Origin of the sequence: Acidovorax sp. FG27 (genome assembly GCF_040365715.1) — a bacterium.
GTDB lineage: Bacteria > Pseudomonadota > Gammaproteobacteria > Burkholderiales > Burkholderiaceae_C > Paracidovorax.
Genome location: NZ_BAABVY010000014.1, coordinates 44,671 through 60,395 on the forward strand (window position 1 = coordinate 44,671; position 15,725 = coordinate 60,395).

Sequence of the window (15,725 nt, forward strand, 5' to 3'; positions counted from 1 at the left end):
CAAGTTAGAGCGATGCTCGCTACCCGAACTGCTACCGACCGCAAAAAGCAAAAAGCCCTGTAAATCGTTGATTTACAAGGCTTTTTCCATTATGGCGGAGAGGGTGGGATTCGAACCCACGGTAGTATTGCTACTACGCCTGATTTCGAGTCAGGTACATTCGACCACTCTGCCACCTCTCCTGTGTGTCGAAGCTGCAATTCTAGCAGGATCTCGGCGGGCCTAAACGCCGACACAACGCCAAATTCTTGGAATTGCCGCCCTCGCGCAGTGCCGAGAAACCCAAGGCGGATCGGATGGGATAGTCATGCGGCGGCGTACTGCAGGAATGCCAAGGGCAGCATCCGCTGCGGCCGCAATCTCCCCAGCCCAGCCGTCTCTCCTAACGCCGCCTCACGCGGTCTTGTACAAGTCGCCGAGGCTGCGAAAGCCCTTGATCTCGATGGGATTGCCGAAAGGGTCGGTGAAGAACATCGTCCATTGCTCGCCGGGCTGGCCTTCGAAGCGGACTTGCGGCTCCAGCACGAATTCCGTGCCTGCGGCTTGCAGCCGGCCTGCAAGTGCTTGCCAGTCCGCAAGCTCCAACACCAGCCCCAGGTGGGGCATGGGAACGAGGACGTTGCCCACGTGCCCCGTGCGCGCCGTGGCGAAGGGCTCGCCCAGGTGCAGGGATATCTGATGGCCGAAGAAGTCGAAGTCGACCCAGGTGTCGGTGCTGCGGCCTTCGGCGCAGCCGAGGACCTGCCCGTAGAAGCGCCGGGCTTCGTCCAGGTCGCGGACGTTGTAGGCCAAATGAAAGATGCTGCGCATGGGTGTCTCGTGTCTCGCCGGGTCAACGTGGCATTAAACCATTGCCATTACATTGCCATTGGCGATTCGGCCTGCCGGTCGGACGGCAACCTCCGGCTTTATAGAGGCGCTCCCCTCCCCTGCAAACCAGCGAGGAAGCCATGGAAAAAGAAGCGTCCCCGGGGTTCAGACCAGAACGATCTGGGGCTGGTTCTGCAGTTCCCGCAGCGGCGCGCGTGCAGGTTTCACCGGGCGCAGGTAGGCCACCATTTCCACCACCGAGTTGCGCTGGCTTTGGACGGCCTGCCAGATCTGGTCCTGCGGCAAGGCCCGCAAGGGCTGCGCGACGGTGAGCTCGATGCGATCGGTGATCCAGTCGCCGCGGTAGCCGTAGTCGGCGCGCCAGTAGTAGGGCTGTGAAAAATACCCGAAAGAGCCATGGAACAGCTGGCGCACGTGGGTCGGGTCTTCGAATGCGTCGTCGCTGGCGCCGTGCGGCACCCGCACCACCATGCGGGCGTCGGGCCGTGCGGCACGGTACAGCTCCTGCATCATCGGCAGCACGTTGGGGATGTGCTCCATCACGTGGGAGAGCAGAAACTCTTCCACGCTGTCATCGGCCAGAGGCAATGGCGTGGTGGCGCACGTGTTCAGGTCCGCCACGATGTTCACGCCGGGCAGTGCCTGGCTGTCCAGGTTGATCCAACCCTCCAGGATGTTCCTGCCGCAGCCGACGTTCAGTTTCATGTCTTCCTTCACCTTCCCGGCGATGCGCCGATCAATATTCCTGGGCTCGCAGGCGCGGCTCAAGCCGCCAGCACGCTCAACCCGCCCAGGTAAGGGCGCAGCACTTCCGGAATCACCACGCTGCCATCGGCCTGCTGGTAGTTCTCCAGCACGGCGACCAGGGTGCGGCCCACGGCCAGGCCCGAGCCGTTCAGGGTGTGCAGCAGCTCGTTCTTGCCCTGCGCGTTCTTGAAACGGGCCTGCAGGCGGCGCGCCTGGAAGGCCTCGCAGTTGCTGACCGAGCTGATCTCGCGGTAGGTGTTCTGCGCGGGCAGCCACACTTCCAGGTCGTAGGTCTTGGCGGCACCGAAGCCCATGTCGCCGGTGCACAGCAGCATGACCCGGTAGGGCAGGCCGAGCTTTTGCAGTACGGTCTCGGCGTGCGCGGTCATCTCTTCCAGCGCGTCGTAGCTCTTGTCGGGGTGCACGATCTGCACCATCTCGACCTTGTCGAACTGGTGCTGGCGGATCATGCCGCGGGTGTCGCGGCCGTAGCTGCCCGCCTCGGACCGGAAGCACGGCGTATGGGCCGTCAGCTTGACGGGCAATTCGGCCTCGGGCACGACCACGTCGCGCACGAAGTTGGTCAGCGGCACTTCGCTGGTGGGGATGAGATAGAGCGCCGCGTTGTCGGGCACGGGTTCCCCCTCCTGCCCGCCTTTCTTGGCGGCGAACAGGTCGCCTTCGAACTTGGGCAGCTGGCCCGTGCCCTTGAGCGAGTCGACGTTGACGGCGTAGGGCACGTAGCACTCGGTGTAACCGTGCTCGGTGGTCTGCACGTCCAGCATGAACTGGGCGAGCGCGCGGTGCAGGCGGGCGATGCCACCCTTCATGACGGTGAAGCGCGAGCCCGACAGCTTCACGCCCATGTCGAAATCCAGGCCCAGCGGGGTGCCGACGTCCACATGGTCCTTGACGGCGAAGTCGAAGGTGGCGGGCGTGCCCCAGCGGCGCACCTCGACGTTGCCATGCTCGTCCTGGCCGACCGGCACGCTGGCGTGCGGCAGGTTGGGCACGGCGACCAGCATGGCCTGCAATTCGGCCTGGATCTGCTCCAGGCGGGTGGCGGACTGATCCAGCTCCACCTTCAGCGCCCCCACCTGGGCCTTGGCGGCTTCGGCGCCGTCCTTGTCGCCGCGGCTGATCAGCATGCCGACCTGCTTGGACAGCTGGTTGCGCTGCGACTGCAGTTCCTCGGTGCGCGTCTGCAGCGTCTTGCGCTCGGTCTCCAGGGACTGGAAGGCCGGCACGTTCAGAAACGCCTGGGGTTGCTTGCGGGTTTCCAGCCGCGCGATGGCGGAGTCGAGGTCTTTGCGGAGAAGGAGGATGTCGAGCATAGCCCGCGATTTTAGGGGCGCGCCGCCGCCGTGCCCGCCGGGGCCGGTTCGGCGGGGCCGGCTGCTTCCCGCCGCAGACGATCACGGCGGCGGCCGGAGGATGCGGCCACGGCCCGCGTCAGGCCACGGAAGCCGGATCGCAGTTGGCCCCGCACAGGATCAGCGCCACGGTTTCGTCCGCGCGCGGCCGATAGGCGCCGCTTTGCAGCGCGGCCAGGCCCAGCGCGGCAGCCGGCTCCACGGCCAGCTTGAGCTCGCGCCACAGCCAGCGCTGCGCCGCGCGGATGGAGTCGTCCGTCAGTAGCAGGGCGTCGTGCACGTGCTGCTGAGCCACCTGCCACGCGATGTCGCCGATGCGGCGCGCGCCCAGCGAATCGGCCGCCACGCCGCCCACCTCCACGTCGACCGGTCGGCCGGCCGCGCGCGCGCTGTGCAGCGTGGGGGCGCGTTCGGGCTCCAGCGCCACCACGCGGGCCCGGCTGTCCACCCAGGCGGCCACGCCGCCGATGAGTCCGCCCCCGCCCACACTGACCAGCAGCGTGTCGGGCAGGCCGCCGCCCTGCTCCTCGATCTCCAGCGCCAGGGTGCCCGCGCCGGCCACCACCTCGGGCTGGTCGTAGGCGTGGGTCAGCAGCGCGCCGCTGGCCTGCTGCCGCTCCAGGCAGGCCTGCAGCGCCTCGGAATAGGCGGCGCCATGCACCATGACCTCGGCGCCCAGCTCGCGCAGGCGGGCGCGCTTGGCCTCGGGCGACACCTGCGGCACATAGACCTCGCAGCGCACGCCCAGCGCCTGGGCGGCAGCGGCGGTGGCGATGCCGGCATTGCCGCCCGAAGCGATGATCACGCCGCTCTCGGGCAGTCGGTGCGACGCCAGCCGGTTCATCATGCCGCGCGCCTTGAAGCTGCCGCCAGTCTGCAGGTGCTCCAGCTTCAGCCACACCTCCTTGCAGGGCACGCCCAGTGCCGCGCCGCTGAGCCGCCAGAGCGGCGTGGTGCGCAGGAAGTCGGGGTGTTCGGCCAGCCGCCGTCGGGCGTCGTCGATGGTGGGTCGGTCAATCATTCGGTCGTCTTTCGGATTCGGTTGCCGCCCTCGGTACCGGGCGGCGGGCAACCCGGCAGTTTAGAAGACCACCGCCAGCGTGCGGACGTGGCGCACAAGCGGATACACAGCCGTCCTGCAGTGCCGACGCTGCCGGCCGATAACATGGTGAAGGCGCTTGCAGTGGCGAACGCCTTGTGTTCGCCAACCGGGAGGTATGCCATGTTCTATGTCTTCGGGACCACGGGCCAGATGTATCGGGGTGGCCCGGACAAGCTGGGCCAGGTGGCGCCCGTGCGCCGGGTGCAGCGCCCGCAGGCGCTGCGCACCCGTGAGGTGGACGAGCCCGTGCCGGAAATGCCTGTGCCGCCGCCACCGGCCGCCGCATCGCCGCCCGCCCCGGGCGCGCCGCCCATCGGCATGCTGGCGCAGGCCGTGGCCGCGTACGTGCAGACGGAGCAGGGCCCGCAGGAGCCCCGCCAGCCGCTGTCTCGCGTGAAGGACGTGATGAGCGCGGATGCGCACACCGTGCCGCCCGATGTGCGGGTCAACGATGCCTGGCAGACGATGGCGGAGCAGCACGTGGCACAGGCGCCGGTGCTCAACGACCAGGGTCAGGTGGTGGGCCTTCTGCTGCGGGCCGACATGGCCCCGCTCGATCTGCTGCCGGAGCCCGGCGCGGTGAAGGATGCCATCGCCCTGGCCCGGCGCCCCGTGCGCGAGGTGATGGTAAGCCCGGTGCCGACCGTGTCGCCTGAGACCGACTTGCGCCGCGTGGCGGGCGTGCTGCTGGAGACGGGCCTGCCCGGCCTGCCGGTGACCGACGAGTACGGCCACCTCAGCGGCTTCATCTCGCGCACCGACATCCTGCGCGCCGTGGCGGCCGATCCGCCGCTCGATCTCTGGAGCTGAACACCGCCGGGCAGCCGGCGCATGGACCGGGCGCCCAGGCCTCGCCGCTGCGGCCAGCCGGTCAGCCGGTCAGCCGGTCAGTCGGTCAGCGCCAGCGAGTTCTCGGCGATTTCCACCGTCGGCAGCGGGCTGGCCAACACCTTGTCGATGGTCTTGCCATCCATGTCGACCACTTCGAACTGCCAGCCTTCCCACTGCACGGTGTCGGTCACCTTGGGCAGCTTGCCGGTCAGCAGCATCACCATGCCGCTCAGCGTGTGATAGCGGCCACGCTCTTCCTCGGGCACCGAATCCAAGTCCAGGCGGTCCTTCAGCTCGGGCACCGGAATGTGGCCATCCAGCAGCCAGCTGCCGTCCTCGCGCTGCACGGCCCAGGAGGTTTCCGGATCGCGGGCGTGGAATTCGCCGGTGATGGCCTCGATAAGGTCCTGCAGCGTGACGATGCCCTGCACCTCGCCGTACTCGTCGATCACGAACGCCATGTGCAGGTCGGACTGGCGGAAGTTGTCGAGCAGCTCCATGCCGGTGATAGTCTCCGGCACGTAGAGCGCCGTCTGCAGCGTCTGGCGGGCCAGGTCGCGGCCGTGCGTCTGCGCATCGCCCACCAGCACGCCCTGGCCTTCGCGCAGGGTGCGCGACAGCCACTGGCGTGCGTTCAGCACGCCCAGGATGTTCTCCATGCCGCCGCGCACCACGGGGAAGCGGGCGTGGTCCGATTCCTCGATGCGGCGCAGGTTCTCCTCGAAGGGCTCGTCCACGTCCAGGTAGATCACGTCGGCGCGGGGCACCATCAGCGAGCCGATCTGGCGGTCGTCCAGGCGGAAGACGTTGCGCACCATCTGGTGCTCGTGCGACTCGATCACGCCGGCACTCGTGCCCTCGGCCAGCACGGCGTGGATCTCGGCCTCGGTCACGGCGCTGGCACTGTTTTCCTTCACGCCCAACAGGCGCAGCAGCGCCTGGGTGGAGACGGACAGCAGGCGCACGAACGGCTTGGTCGCCAGGGCCAGCCAGTTGATGGGGCGGGCCACCAGGCGGGCCAGCGTCTCGGGGTAGCTCTGGCCCAGGCGCTTGGGCACCAGTTCGCCCACGACGATGGAGAAGTAGGTGATCACCACCACCACCGCGCCGGTGGCCGTGTAGCCCGCGGCCTTTTCGGACAGGCCGAGCGTGCGCAGCCATTCGCCCAGTGGCGCGGCCAGCGCGGCCTCGCCGACGATACCGTTGAGCACGCCGATCGACGTGATGCCGATCTGGATGGTGGAGAGGAAACGGGTGGGGTCTTCCCCCAGCTTCACGGCGGCCAGTGCGCCGCTATCGCCCTCATCGATCAGCTTTTGCAGCCGGGTCTTGCGGGCCGAGACCAGAGCCAGCTCCGACATGGCGAAAAGGCCATTCAGGAGGATGAGGGCGAACAGTATTGCGATTTCCATAAGCGGGAAGCGCGGGCTTCCTCGGAGTCAGACAAGCGCAAATTGTAAGAAATCCGACGCCCCGCAGGGTCATCCGTCTGCGGGTGCAGGGGGTCGGACGGCGCCCCGCCCTCCGCAAATATCAGTCAAAACATGCCGCAGCGCTTGCTGCATGGACGCATGCAGCTATTATTTTTACAGCAAATGAGCCATCAATGCGCCGCAGACCCGGTCTCCGGCGTGCGCTCCCGGATCTCCAGCCCCGTCGCCGCGTCGATCTTCAGGCCCTTGGGCAGCGGGAACTTGATCGATTCCTCGATGCCGTCCATCTTGCGCACCGACACCGCCCCCAGCGCGCGGATGCGGTCGATCACCTCGCGCACCAGGATCTCCGGCGCCGAGGCACCGGCCGTGAGGCCCACGCGCGTGACGCCAGCGAACCACTCGGTCTGCAACTCGGCCGCGCTGTCCACCATGTAGGCGGCCGTGCCCAGGCGGGCCGCCAGCTCGCGCAGCCGGTTGCTGTTGGAGCTGGTCGGGCTGCCCACCACGATGACCAGCTCCACCTGCCCGCTCAGCACCTTCACGGCGTCCTGCCGGTTCTGCGTGGCATAGCAGATGTCCTGCTGCTTGGGCTCGCGCACCTGCGGGAAGCGGGCGCGGACGGCGGCGGTGATCTCGGCGGCATCGTCCACGCTCAGCGTGGTCTGGGTGACCACGGCCAGCTTCTCGGTCTGCGCCGGCTGCACGCGCTGCACGCCTTCGACGTCTTCCACGAGGTGGATGCCGTGGTCCAGCTGGCCCATGGTGCCCTCGACCTCGGGGTGGCCCTTGTGGCCGATCATGATGAATTCGTAGCCTTCCCGGGCCAGCTTGGCGACCTCGACGTGGACCTTGGTCACCAGGGGGCAGGTCGCGTCGAAGATCGAGAAGCCGCGTGCCTTGGCTTCTTCCTGCACCGCGCGGCTCACCCCGTGGGCGCTGAAGACCAGCGTCGCGCCGGGGGGCACGTCCGAGAGCTCCTCGATGAAGATCGCGCCCTTGGCCTTGAGGTCGTTGACCACGTAGGTGTTGTGCACGATCTCGTGGCGCACGTAGATCGGCGCGCCGAACTTCTGCAGGGCGCGCTCGACGATCTCGATGGCGCGGTCCACGCCGGCGCAAAAGCCGCGCGGCTCGGCGAGGATGATTTCCTGGATCTGCTGCTCGGCCATGGCGTCAGAGCACCCCGATCAGTTCGACCTCGAAGGTCACCGGCTGGCCTGCGAGCGGGTGGTTGAAGTCGAAGCGCACGGCGCCGTCTTCACGCACCGCGAGCACCACGCCGGCATAGCTGCCCAGCCCGTCGGGCGTGGGGAACTGCACCACGTCGCCGACGGCATAGCGCTCGTCCGGGTCGCCCAGCTCGGCCATCAGCTTGGCGGCCACCCACTGCTGCATGTCGGGGTTGCGCTCGCCGAAGGCTTCGCCGGCGGGCAGCTCGAAGGTGCTGCGCGTGCCTTCGGGCAGGCCGACCAGGCGTTGCTCCATGGCGGGCGACAGCTCGCCGGCGCCCAGCGACAGCGTGGCCGGCTTGCCGCCGAAGGTGTTGATCACGTCCCCCGCCGGCCCGGCCAGGCGGTAGTGCAGGGTAAGGAAAGATCCTGCCTGCACGGTGGGCGCGGCGGTGGACGGGGAGGCGGCGAAGGTCATGGGGCAGGTCTCGATAAACTGCCGCCATTGTAGGAAACCGGGCAATCCCCCATGGCCATCAAAGACCTGCCCATCGACTCGCAGCCCCGCGAGAAACTGCTGGCGCGCGGCCCCGCGGCCCTGGCGGACGCCGAGCTGCTGGCCATCCTGCTGCGCACCGGCATCCAGGGCAAGGGCGTGCTGCAGATGGCCGAGGAGCTGCTCTCCCCACCGGGGCCGGCGGGCTCGGGCGGCTTCGGCGGCATCGCCGGCCTGCTGCACGCCAGCGCCGACGACCTGCGCCGCATCAAGGGCCTGGGCCCCGCCAAGCGCGCCGAACTGGTGGCGGTGCTGGAGCTGGCGCGCCGGGCGCTCGCCCAGCAGTTGCGCGAGCGCGAGGTGTTCGGCTCGCCCGGCGCCGTCAAGCAGTACCTGCAGCTGCACCTGGCGGCCAAGGCGCACGAGGTGTTCGCCGTGCTGTTCCTCGACAGCCAGAACCGGCTCATCGCGCTCGAAGAGCTCTTTCGCGGCACGCTCACGCAGACCTCCGTCTACCCGCGCGAGGTGGTGCTGCGCGCGCTGCACCACCATGCCGCCGCCGTGGTGCTGGCGCACAACCATCCGAGTGGCAGCGTGCAGCCCAGCCGGGCCGACGAGGCGCTGACCCGCACGCTCAAGACGACGCTGGCCCTCGTCGACGTGCGCGTGCTCGACCACGTCATCGTCGCGCCCGGGGCGGCCCTGTCGATGGCCGAGGAAGGGCTGATGTGACCTGCGGCTGCCGCACCCCGATGCGGCCCGCCCGGGGGCCAGCGTGCGCCGTGCTGCTGGCGCTGACGCTGACGCTGACGGCCTGCGCGCCCCTGGCGCCCTCCCCCGCCGGCACCGCCACGGCGCCGCCACCACACCGGCCCGCGCTGCGCCTCATCGGCACCGCCGAGATCGCCCCCGGCATCGAAATGCTGGGCAGCACCTTCGGCGGCATCTCCGGCATCGACTACGACCCGGCCCATGACCGATGGCTGCTGATCAGCGACGACCGCTCGGCGCTGCAGCCGGCGCGCATCTACACCGCCACCCTGCGCTACGGCCCGCAGGGGTTGCAGGTGCCGCGCATCGAAGGCATGGTGGCCCTGCGCCATGCCAGCGGCGCGGTGTTCCCGTCGGCCCGCCGGCCGGTGCCGGGCATCGACGTGCCCGACGCCGAGGCGGTGCGCTGGCTGCCCGGCGGCGATCGGTTCCTCTGGACCAGCGAGGGCGACTTCGCGCGCGGCTTCGGCCCGCAACTGCGCGAAAGCCGGCTGGACGGCAGCGCCGTGCGCGACATTCCCCTGCCGGACGCCTTTACGCCCCGCCGGTCGCAAGGGCAGGGCCCGCGCGCTAACGCCACGCTGGAAGGACTGGCGCTCTCGCCGGATGGCGCCACCGCGTGGCTGGCGATGGAAATGGCCTGCCTGCAGGACGGCCCCGCCCCGACCGTGGCGGCGCCGGGCGGCCCGCTGCGCATCACCGCGCTGGACTTGGCCACGGGCCGGCCGCTGCGCCAGATCGCCTATGTGCCGGACCCGGTCGCCCACGCCCGGCGCGTCCCCGTGGGGCCGCAGCTGAGCGGGGTGAGCGAGATCCTGCACGACGGCCCCTACCACCTGCTGGTGCTGGAGCGCAGCTACAGCGCGGGCGCGGGCTTCGATGCGCGGCTCTACCGCATCGACACGCGCGCGGGCACCGACACCCTGGCCCTGCCGACCCTGCGCCCCGGCAACCACACGCCCGCACCCAAGACCCTGGTGGCCGACCTGGCCACGCTGGGCGCCGGCACCCTCGACAACCTGGAGGGCATGGCCTGGGGCCCGCCGCTGCCCGGCGGCGGCCGGGTGATCGTGTTCGTGAGCGACGACAACTTCAACCCAGCGCAGGTGACGCAGTTCATCGCGGCCGATTATCTGCCGGCCCGCAGCGCGACACAGGCCCCACCATGACTGCGCTGCCGCAACCGCAGGACTGGGTGAGGCATGCCGCCACCCAAACCGGCCTGCCCCGTATCGAGGCCTACTTCCGGAGCCACGGCTATGCGCCGCACCGGCACGACACCTACGCCATCGGCCGCACGCTGGCGGGCGTGCAGAGCTTTCGTTACGGCCGTGAACACCGCCACAGCCTGCCCGGCCAGAGCATCGTGCTGCATCCGGACGAGTTGCACGACGGGCACGCCGGCACCGGCGAGGGCTTTCGCTACCGCATGGTGTACGTGCCGCCCGCGCTGCTGCAGCCCATGCTGGGAGGTCGGCCGCTGCCTTTCGTTGCGGGCGGAATCACCGCAGACCCGCGCCTGGCGGCCCCGCTGGACACTTTGCTGCACGGCCTGGACGGCCCGCTCGCGCCGCTGCAGGAAGAAGACGCGCTGTTCGACCTGGCCCGGGCGCTCAGCGCCGTGGCGCACGCACCCACCCGCGGCCGGCGACGGCTGTGCGACTGGCAGGCCGCCGAGCGCGCCCGCCAATACCTGCACGACCACCTTGATACGACCGAGACGCTCACCCTGGCCGACCTGGAGCGGGCCAGCGGGCAGGACCGCTGGCGCCTCTCGCGCGACTTCCGGGCGCTCTACGGCACCAGCCCCTATCGCTACGGCGTGTTGCGGCGGCTGGACCGGGTGCGGGCCCTGATCGTCCAGGGCACCCCGGCCGCGGAGGCCGCCCTGGCCACCGGCTTCTTCGACCAGAGCCACATGACGCGGCACTTCACCCAGGCCTTCGGCATGCCGCCGGCGCGCTGGGCTCGCATGCAGTCCCTGGCCGGTGTGTTCCAACCCGCCGCCCCAGGCTGAACGAACCCGGCCGCAGCGCCTCTGCACGATCGTGCAAGACGCCAGCGCCGGCATCCCCGAAGCTGAGCGCTTGTTTCACTCGACGCCAGCAAGGCCCCCATGCAACCGACCGGACCCCGCCCCACCGCCATCAACCTCGCACACAAGTTCTCCCTCATCGACGCGCAGTGGCAGCCCCGCGTGGTGGCAGAGATGAACGACTACCAGTTCAAGCTCGCCCGCATCGAAGGAGACTTCGTCTGGCACCAGCACGCCGATACCGATGAAGCCTTCATCGTCGTGCAGGGCCGCTTGCGCATCGACCTGCCGCAAGGCCCTGTGCAGTTGCAAGCCGGAGAAATGTTCGTAGTGCCGCGCGGCACGCCACACCGGCCATGTGCGGAGGGCGATGTCAGGCTCATGCTGGTGGAGCCGCGCGGCGTGGTCAACACGGGCGACCGTGGCGGAGAGCGCACGGCGCCGAACGACCTCTGGGTGTAGCGCTCCGGCCTGCGGCAGGAGGTCCTGCCCCGACCCCCGCCCCGGCGACCCTGCCCCGCGGGCCGCAACCCTGCAGCCGCGCAGCCCCTCCGGTTACTCGGCTTCTGCCGGCCGCCCCCGGCACGGTTCGGGTACAACCGTCATCTCCATGACCGCCCCGCTCAAAGCCCGCTCCCTGAAGGATCTGCAGCCACTGCGCCAGGCGCTGGCCGAGGCCGCCGCGCGCGAGGCCGAGCGCCTGCGCCAGCAGCAGGAGGCCGCCCGGCGCACCCGGGCCGAACGCATGCTGTTCCAGGACGCGGTCGGCCCGGTGCAGGCGCTGCGGGGCACGCAAGAGCGCCGCTGGCACACGCCCGAGCCGCCCGAGCCGCTGCCGGTGCAGCGGGCGCTGGACGAGGAGCGGGTGCTGCTCGAATCCATCAGCGACGAGTTCGACGTGACCACCCTGCTGGACGTGGACGACCAGCTGAGCTTTCGCCGCCCCGGCATCGGCCAGGACGTGACCGAGCGGCTGCGCGCCGGGCACTGGAGCATCCAGCGCCAGCTGGACCTGCACGGCCTGCGCACCGACGAGGCCCGCGAGGCGCTGGGCGAATTCGTGCGCGTGGCGCACCGCACCGGGCTGCGCTGCGTGCGGGTGGTGCATGGCAAGGGGCTGGGATCGCCCGGCAAGACGCCGGTGCTCAAGGGCCGGGTGCAGCGCTGGCTGGTGCAGAAGAAGGAGGTGCTGGCCTTCGTGCAGGCCCGCCCGGCCGAAGGCGGCGCCGGGGCGCTGGTGGTGCTGCTGCAGCCGGGGCGGCGGCGCACGGACGGCTGACATTTCCGTATCCAGTTCGGCTGCAGTCCAATCAAGTCAAGGGCATGCAGCTATCATTTTTGACATGCAAACCGCCAACCGGTGGACGCCCCCCGCACACCACTACACCCCATGACCAATGCACTGCTGCTCGATCCCCTGCTGGACGGCACCGCCAGCGACCAGGCCGCGGCCCTCGCCCGGGGCGACACCACGGCCCTTGCCTTGTGCGATGCCGCCATCGCCCGCATCGAGGCGCGGGACGGCGCCATCAACGCCGTGGTGGTGCGCGACTTCGCCCGTGCCCGCGCGCAGGCCAGCGCGGCCGACGCGGCGCTGGCGCTTGGCGAGCGCCGCCCGCTGCTGGGCGTGCCCATCACCGTCAAGGAATCGTTCAACGTGGCCGGCCTGCCCACCACCTGGGGCTTCGAGCATGCGCGCGGCTTCGTCGCCCAGGCCGATGCGGTGGCCGTGCAGCGCCTGAAGGCGGCCGGCGCCGTGCTGCTGGGCAAGACCAACGTGCCCGTGGCGCTGGGCGACTGGCAGAGCGCCAACCCCATCCACGGCCGCACTGGCAACCCGCACGACCTCTCGCGCACGCCGGGCGGGTCTTCGGGCGGGGCGGCCGCATCGCTGGCGGCGGGCTTCGTGGCGCTGGAGCTGGGCTCCGACATCGGCGGCTCCATCCGCGTGCCGGCGCATTTCTGCGGCGTGTATGGGCACAAGCCCACGCATGGGCTGCTGCCGGGGGCGGGGCACGACTTTCCGGGCTTTCCGCCCGGCGCCCAGAACGAGCTGGCGGTGATCGGCCCGCTGGCACGCAGCACGCACGACCTGGAACTGGCGCTGGACCTGCTGGCCGGCCCCATCGGCGCCCAGGCCCGCGCCGTGCAAGTGAGGCTGCCGCCCGCACGGCCGGTGCAGCAGGCGCGCTGCCTGCTGATCGACAGCGCCCCCGGCGTGGCGGTGGCGAGCGACATCCGGACCCGCCTGCATGCGGTGGCCGACGACCTGCAGGCCAGCGGCTGCACGGTGGTGCGCGGCACCAGCGAACTGCTGCCCGACCTGGCGGCGAGCCACACCACCTACCACCGGCTGCTGATGACCTACCTCACGCGCGGCACCCCCGCAGGCGCGCCCAGCATGCCGGCGCACGAATGGCTGCAGCTGCTGGACCACCGCGCCAGGCTGCAGGCGCAGTGGCGGCGCTTCTTCGAAGAAGGCTTCGACGCCCTGCTGCTGCCCGCCTTCGGCTGCACCGCCTATCCGCACATTCCGGCGATGGACTGGGCCACCGCGACGGTGCAGATCGATGGCCGGCCCGAGCTGCTGGGCGCCCAGTCGTTCTGGCAAAGCGTGGCCACCCTGCCCGGGCTGCCTGCCACCGTGGCGCCCATCGGGCACGGCAGCGACGGCCTGCCCATCGGCATGCAGGTGATCGGGCCGATGTACGAAGACCGCACGCCGCTGGCGCTGGTGCGGCATCTGGAGGCTTTGCGGGGCGCAGCCGCGGCCTGACGGACGACCACAGGCCGCAGCCCCAAAGCAAACGGCGCGCAAGGCCCCAAGGCCCTGCGCGCCGTTTCGCTGCCCCGGTGCCGGCCGCGGGCACCACCGGGCCAGGCGATCACTTCGCCAGGTCGATCGCGTACTTGGACGTGCCCTTGCCCGTGCCGTCATCGGCCGCCAGCACGGACACACCCGCCAGGCCCGCGGCCTGAGCCACGCCCAGCGCGCTGGCGCCCGAACTGAACACCACCGGCCCGGCGGTCGCGACGCGGGTGAAGCGCCAGCTGCGCGCGGCGCCGTTGCCTGTGCGGGTGACGGCGGGGTTCTTGCGGATGTAGTCGATCACCACGTCGCGGTTCGCGTCGGGCGATGCCCAGATGGTGCCCGAGCCGTCGAGCTTGTCGATGAAGCTCTTGCCGCTGGTGGCGCGGTAGTTGTTGGTGGCGATGACGAAATCCTGCGCCGGGTTGATGGTGGCGCCCTTGTACTGCAGGTTCCGGATGCGGCTGCCCACCGGCTGGGTCACGTCGATCTCGTACTGCACGTCAGCCGTGGTGAACATGTCGAAGTTGTAGCCCGGAAAGGTGCTGATCAACTGCTGCTCCGCCGTCTTCTTCGGGTCGATCTGGTTGAAGCGCTTGGCGGCGGCCTCCAGCCAGCCCTTGATGTCGGCGCCGTTCACCTTCACCGCATACACCGTGTTGGGGTAGAGGTACAGGTCGGCCGCGTTGTTGATGGCGAGCGCGCCCACGGCCACGTCGGTGTAGTCCGCGCCGCCCTGGAAGCCCGACTTGAACGGCGCGCTCACCGACAGCACCGGCAGGCTCCTGTACTGCGGCAGATTGGCCTGGATGTAGTTGGCCACGTACGCCTGCTGCGCCTGGTTGACGATCTGGATTGCGCCCGGGTCGCCCACGTCGGCGAACAGCGTGCTCATGCGGAAGTCGGTGGTGCCGATGGGCGTCTTCACGTAGTCGATGGCGGCCTGGTGCTGCGTCTCGATGAGCGGCGCGATGCTGGCGTCGGGCTCCACGAACACATTGGCGCCGGCGGCGTTCTTGCCCTGGATGTTGCGCAGCTCGCTCTTCGTCGCGGTCTTGTCCACGCTCCAGGCGCGGCCGTCCCACTTCAGCGCCATGCGGATCACGCCCAGCGACTTGCCCCATGAGCTGGCCATGACGGCCGGTACGCCGTTGATGGTGCCGGCCTTGTTGTCCACCCCGGCCTGCGTGTAGGCCGGCGTGGCGGCGGTGTCGGGGAACACGCTGTGCTGGTGGCCCATCACCATGGCGTCGATGCCGGACACCTTCGACAGGTACAGGCCCGGGTTCTCCATGGTGGGCGAGTAGGCCGAGGCATCGAGCCCGCCGTGCAGCAGCGCGACGACGATGTCGGCGCCCTTGGCCCGCAGCTCGGGCACGTATTTCTGCGCGGACTCCACGGCGCCTTCGGTTGTGATCTTGCCTTCCAGGTAGCGCTTGTCCCAATTCAGGATGCCGGGCGTGGTGAAGCCGATGACGCCGATCTTGATGGGCAGCTTCACGTCCTTGCCGTCCGCGTCCCTGGCGTTGATCGCGCGCTCGAGCAGCGCATACGGCTGCACCAGCGGCTTCTTCGTCTTGCTGCTGTACACGTTGGCCAGCGCGATGGGGTAGCCGTTGCCGGCGCACTTGGCTGAAGGATCGACACCGTCGACGTCCAGCCCGCCGCCCAGCACCTGGTTCAGGAAAGGCAGGCCGTAGTTGAATTCGTGGTTGCCCAGGGTGCCGGCGTCAAAGCCCAGCGCGCCCATGGCCTTATACATCGACAGCTGCTGGGTGCAGGCGATGGGCTTGACCACGGCCTCGTAGTCGGCCAGCGCCGTGCCCTGGATGGTGTCGCCGTTGTCCACCAGCAACGTGTTGGCGAATTCGGCGCGCGCCTGGCGCACCAGCGCGGCCGTGCGCTCGAAGCCGTAGGTCTTGTCTTCCGCCAGCTTGAAGTAGTCGTAGCTGCGCACGTTGAAGTGCAGGTCGGTCGTCTCCAGCACGGCCAGGGTGGCGCTGGCGGGGCGGGCGGCCACGTCGCCGCCGTTGTCGTCGCCACTGCCGCCGCAGGCTGCCAGCGCGGCGGCGGCGATGCAGCCGATGGCGGCCATCGCGGCCACGCGGGCGGCGCCGGGCCGCGA

Annotated in this window: 15 protein-coding genes and 1 tRNA gene; 7 read left to right on the plus strand and 9 right to left on the minus strand. The window is 69.8% G+C overall.

The features are described 5' to 3' along the window. Positions 1-92: 92 nt before the first annotated feature. The 5 genes from ABWV53_RS18935 to ABWV53_RS18955 form a co-directional block, all read right to left on the minus strand. Positions 93-182: transfer RNA gene (locus tag ABWV53_RS18935), tRNA-Ser, on the minus strand. A gap of 211 nt (positions 183-393) precedes the next feature. Continuing rightward, the gene (locus ABWV53_RS18940) at positions 394-810 is read right to left on the minus strand and encodes a VOC family protein (protein WP_353367696.1); all 417 of its coding nucleotides are present in this window, start codon (positions 808-810) and stop codon (positions 394-396) included. Between the two features lie 165 nt (positions 811-975). Continuing rightward, positions 976-1,536: a class I SAM-dependent methyltransferase gene (locus tag ABWV53_RS18945; RefSeq protein WP_353367697.1), complete on the minus strand. Its 561-nt coding sequence runs from the start codon at positions 1,534-1,536 to the stop codon at positions 976-978. Between the two features lie 59 nt (positions 1,537-1,595). Beyond that, positions 1,596-2,912: a serine--tRNA ligase gene (gene serS / locus ABWV53_RS18950; protein ID WP_353367698.1), complete on the minus strand. Its 1,317-nt coding sequence runs from the start codon at positions 2,910-2,912 to the stop codon at positions 1,596-1,598. A gap of 118 nt (positions 2,913-3,030) precedes the next feature. After that, a complete protein-coding gene (locus ABWV53_RS18955) occupies positions 3,031-3,972 on the minus strand; it encodes a threonine/serine dehydratase (protein WP_353367699.1) in 942 nt (313 codons plus the stop codon). Between the two features lie 201 nt (positions 3,973-4,173). Between ABWV53_RS18955 and ABWV53_RS18960 the strand changes: the two genes are divergently transcribed. Continuing rightward, positions 4,174-4,863 (plus strand): CBS domain-containing protein, encoded by a 690-nt coding sequence (locus ABWV53_RS18960; RefSeq protein WP_353367700.1) that lies wholly within the window; start codon positions 4,174-4,176, stop codon positions 4,861-4,863. Positions 4,864-4,940: 77 nt separating this feature from the next. Here ABWV53_RS18960 and ABWV53_RS18965 read toward each other — a convergent pair whose 3' ends face one another. From ABWV53_RS18965 to ABWV53_RS18975, 3 genes are all read right to left on the minus strand, one after another. After that, positions 4,941-6,296 (minus strand): hemolysin family protein, encoded by a 1,356-nt coding sequence (locus tag ABWV53_RS18965; RefSeq protein WP_353367701.1) that lies wholly within the window; start codon positions 6,294-6,296, stop codon positions 4,941-4,943. A gap of 191 nt (positions 6,297-6,487) precedes the next feature. Further along, positions 6,488-7,489, minus strand: coding sequence for a 4-hydroxy-3-methylbut-2-enyl diphosphate reductase (gene ispH / locus ABWV53_RS18970; RefSeq protein WP_353367702.1), 1,002 nt, complete (start codon positions 7,487-7,489; stop codon positions 6,488-6,490). Positions 7,490-7,493: 4 nt separating this feature from the next. Next, positions 7,494-7,967 carry an FKBP-type peptidyl-prolyl cis-trans isomerase gene (locus ABWV53_RS18975; RefSeq protein WP_353367703.1) on the minus strand — a complete coding sequence of 158 codons (474 nt, stop codon included), beginning with the start codon at positions 7,965-7,967 and terminating at the stop codon, positions 7,494-7,496. 51 nt (positions 7,968-8,018) lie between these two features. On the opposite strand from ABWV53_RS18975, the gene radC reads away from it, so the two are divergent. The 6 genes from radC (at position 8,019) to ABWV53_RS19005 (ending at position 13,567) form a co-directional block, all read left to right on the plus strand. Continuing rightward, positions 8,019-8,717 carry a RadC family protein gene (radC, locus tag ABWV53_RS18980; RefSeq protein WP_353367704.1) on the plus strand — a complete coding sequence of 233 codons (699 nt, stop codon included), beginning with the start codon at positions 8,019-8,021 and terminating at the stop codon, positions 8,715-8,717. 20 nt (positions 8,718-8,737) lie between these two features. Next, positions 8,738-9,925, plus strand: a complete 1,188-nt coding sequence (locus ABWV53_RS18985; protein WP_353367705.1) for an esterase-like activity of phytase family protein — start codon at positions 8,738-8,740, stop codon at positions 9,923-9,925. Continuing rightward, complete coding sequence (locus tag ABWV53_RS18990; RefSeq protein WP_353367706.1) at positions 9,922-10,773, plus strand: AraC family transcriptional regulator; 852 nt, start codon at positions 9,922-9,924, stop codon at positions 10,771-10,773. The genes ABWV53_RS18985 and ABWV53_RS18990 overlap by 4 nt, the downstream gene beginning before the upstream one ends. A gap of 99 nt (positions 10,774-10,872) precedes the next feature. Beyond that, positions 10,873-11,253 carry a cupin domain-containing protein gene (locus tag ABWV53_RS18995; protein WP_353367707.1) on the plus strand — a complete coding sequence of 127 codons (381 nt, stop codon included), beginning with the start codon at positions 10,873-10,875 and terminating at the stop codon, positions 11,251-11,253. A gap of 148 nt (positions 11,254-11,401) precedes the next feature. After that, positions 11,402-12,070 (plus strand): Smr/MutS family protein, encoded by a 669-nt coding sequence (locus ABWV53_RS19000; RefSeq protein ID WP_353367708.1) that lies wholly within the window; start codon positions 11,402-11,404, stop codon positions 12,068-12,070. Positions 12,071-12,181: 111 nt separating this feature from the next. Further along, positions 12,182-13,567, plus strand: coding sequence for an amidase family protein (locus ABWV53_RS19005; protein WP_353367709.1), 1,386 nt, complete (start codon positions 12,182-12,184; stop codon positions 13,565-13,567). A gap of 109 nt (positions 13,568-13,676) precedes the next feature. On the opposite strand, the gene ABWV53_RS19010 is transcribed toward ABWV53_RS19005, so the two are convergent. Then, positions 13,677-15,695, minus strand: a complete 2,019-nt coding sequence (locus ABWV53_RS19010; protein ID WP_353367827.1) for a bifunctional 2',3'-cyclic-nucleotide 2'-phosphodiesterase/3'-nucleotidase — start codon at positions 15,693-15,695, stop codon at positions 13,677-13,679. Positions 15,696-15,725 lie beyond the last annotated feature (30 nt).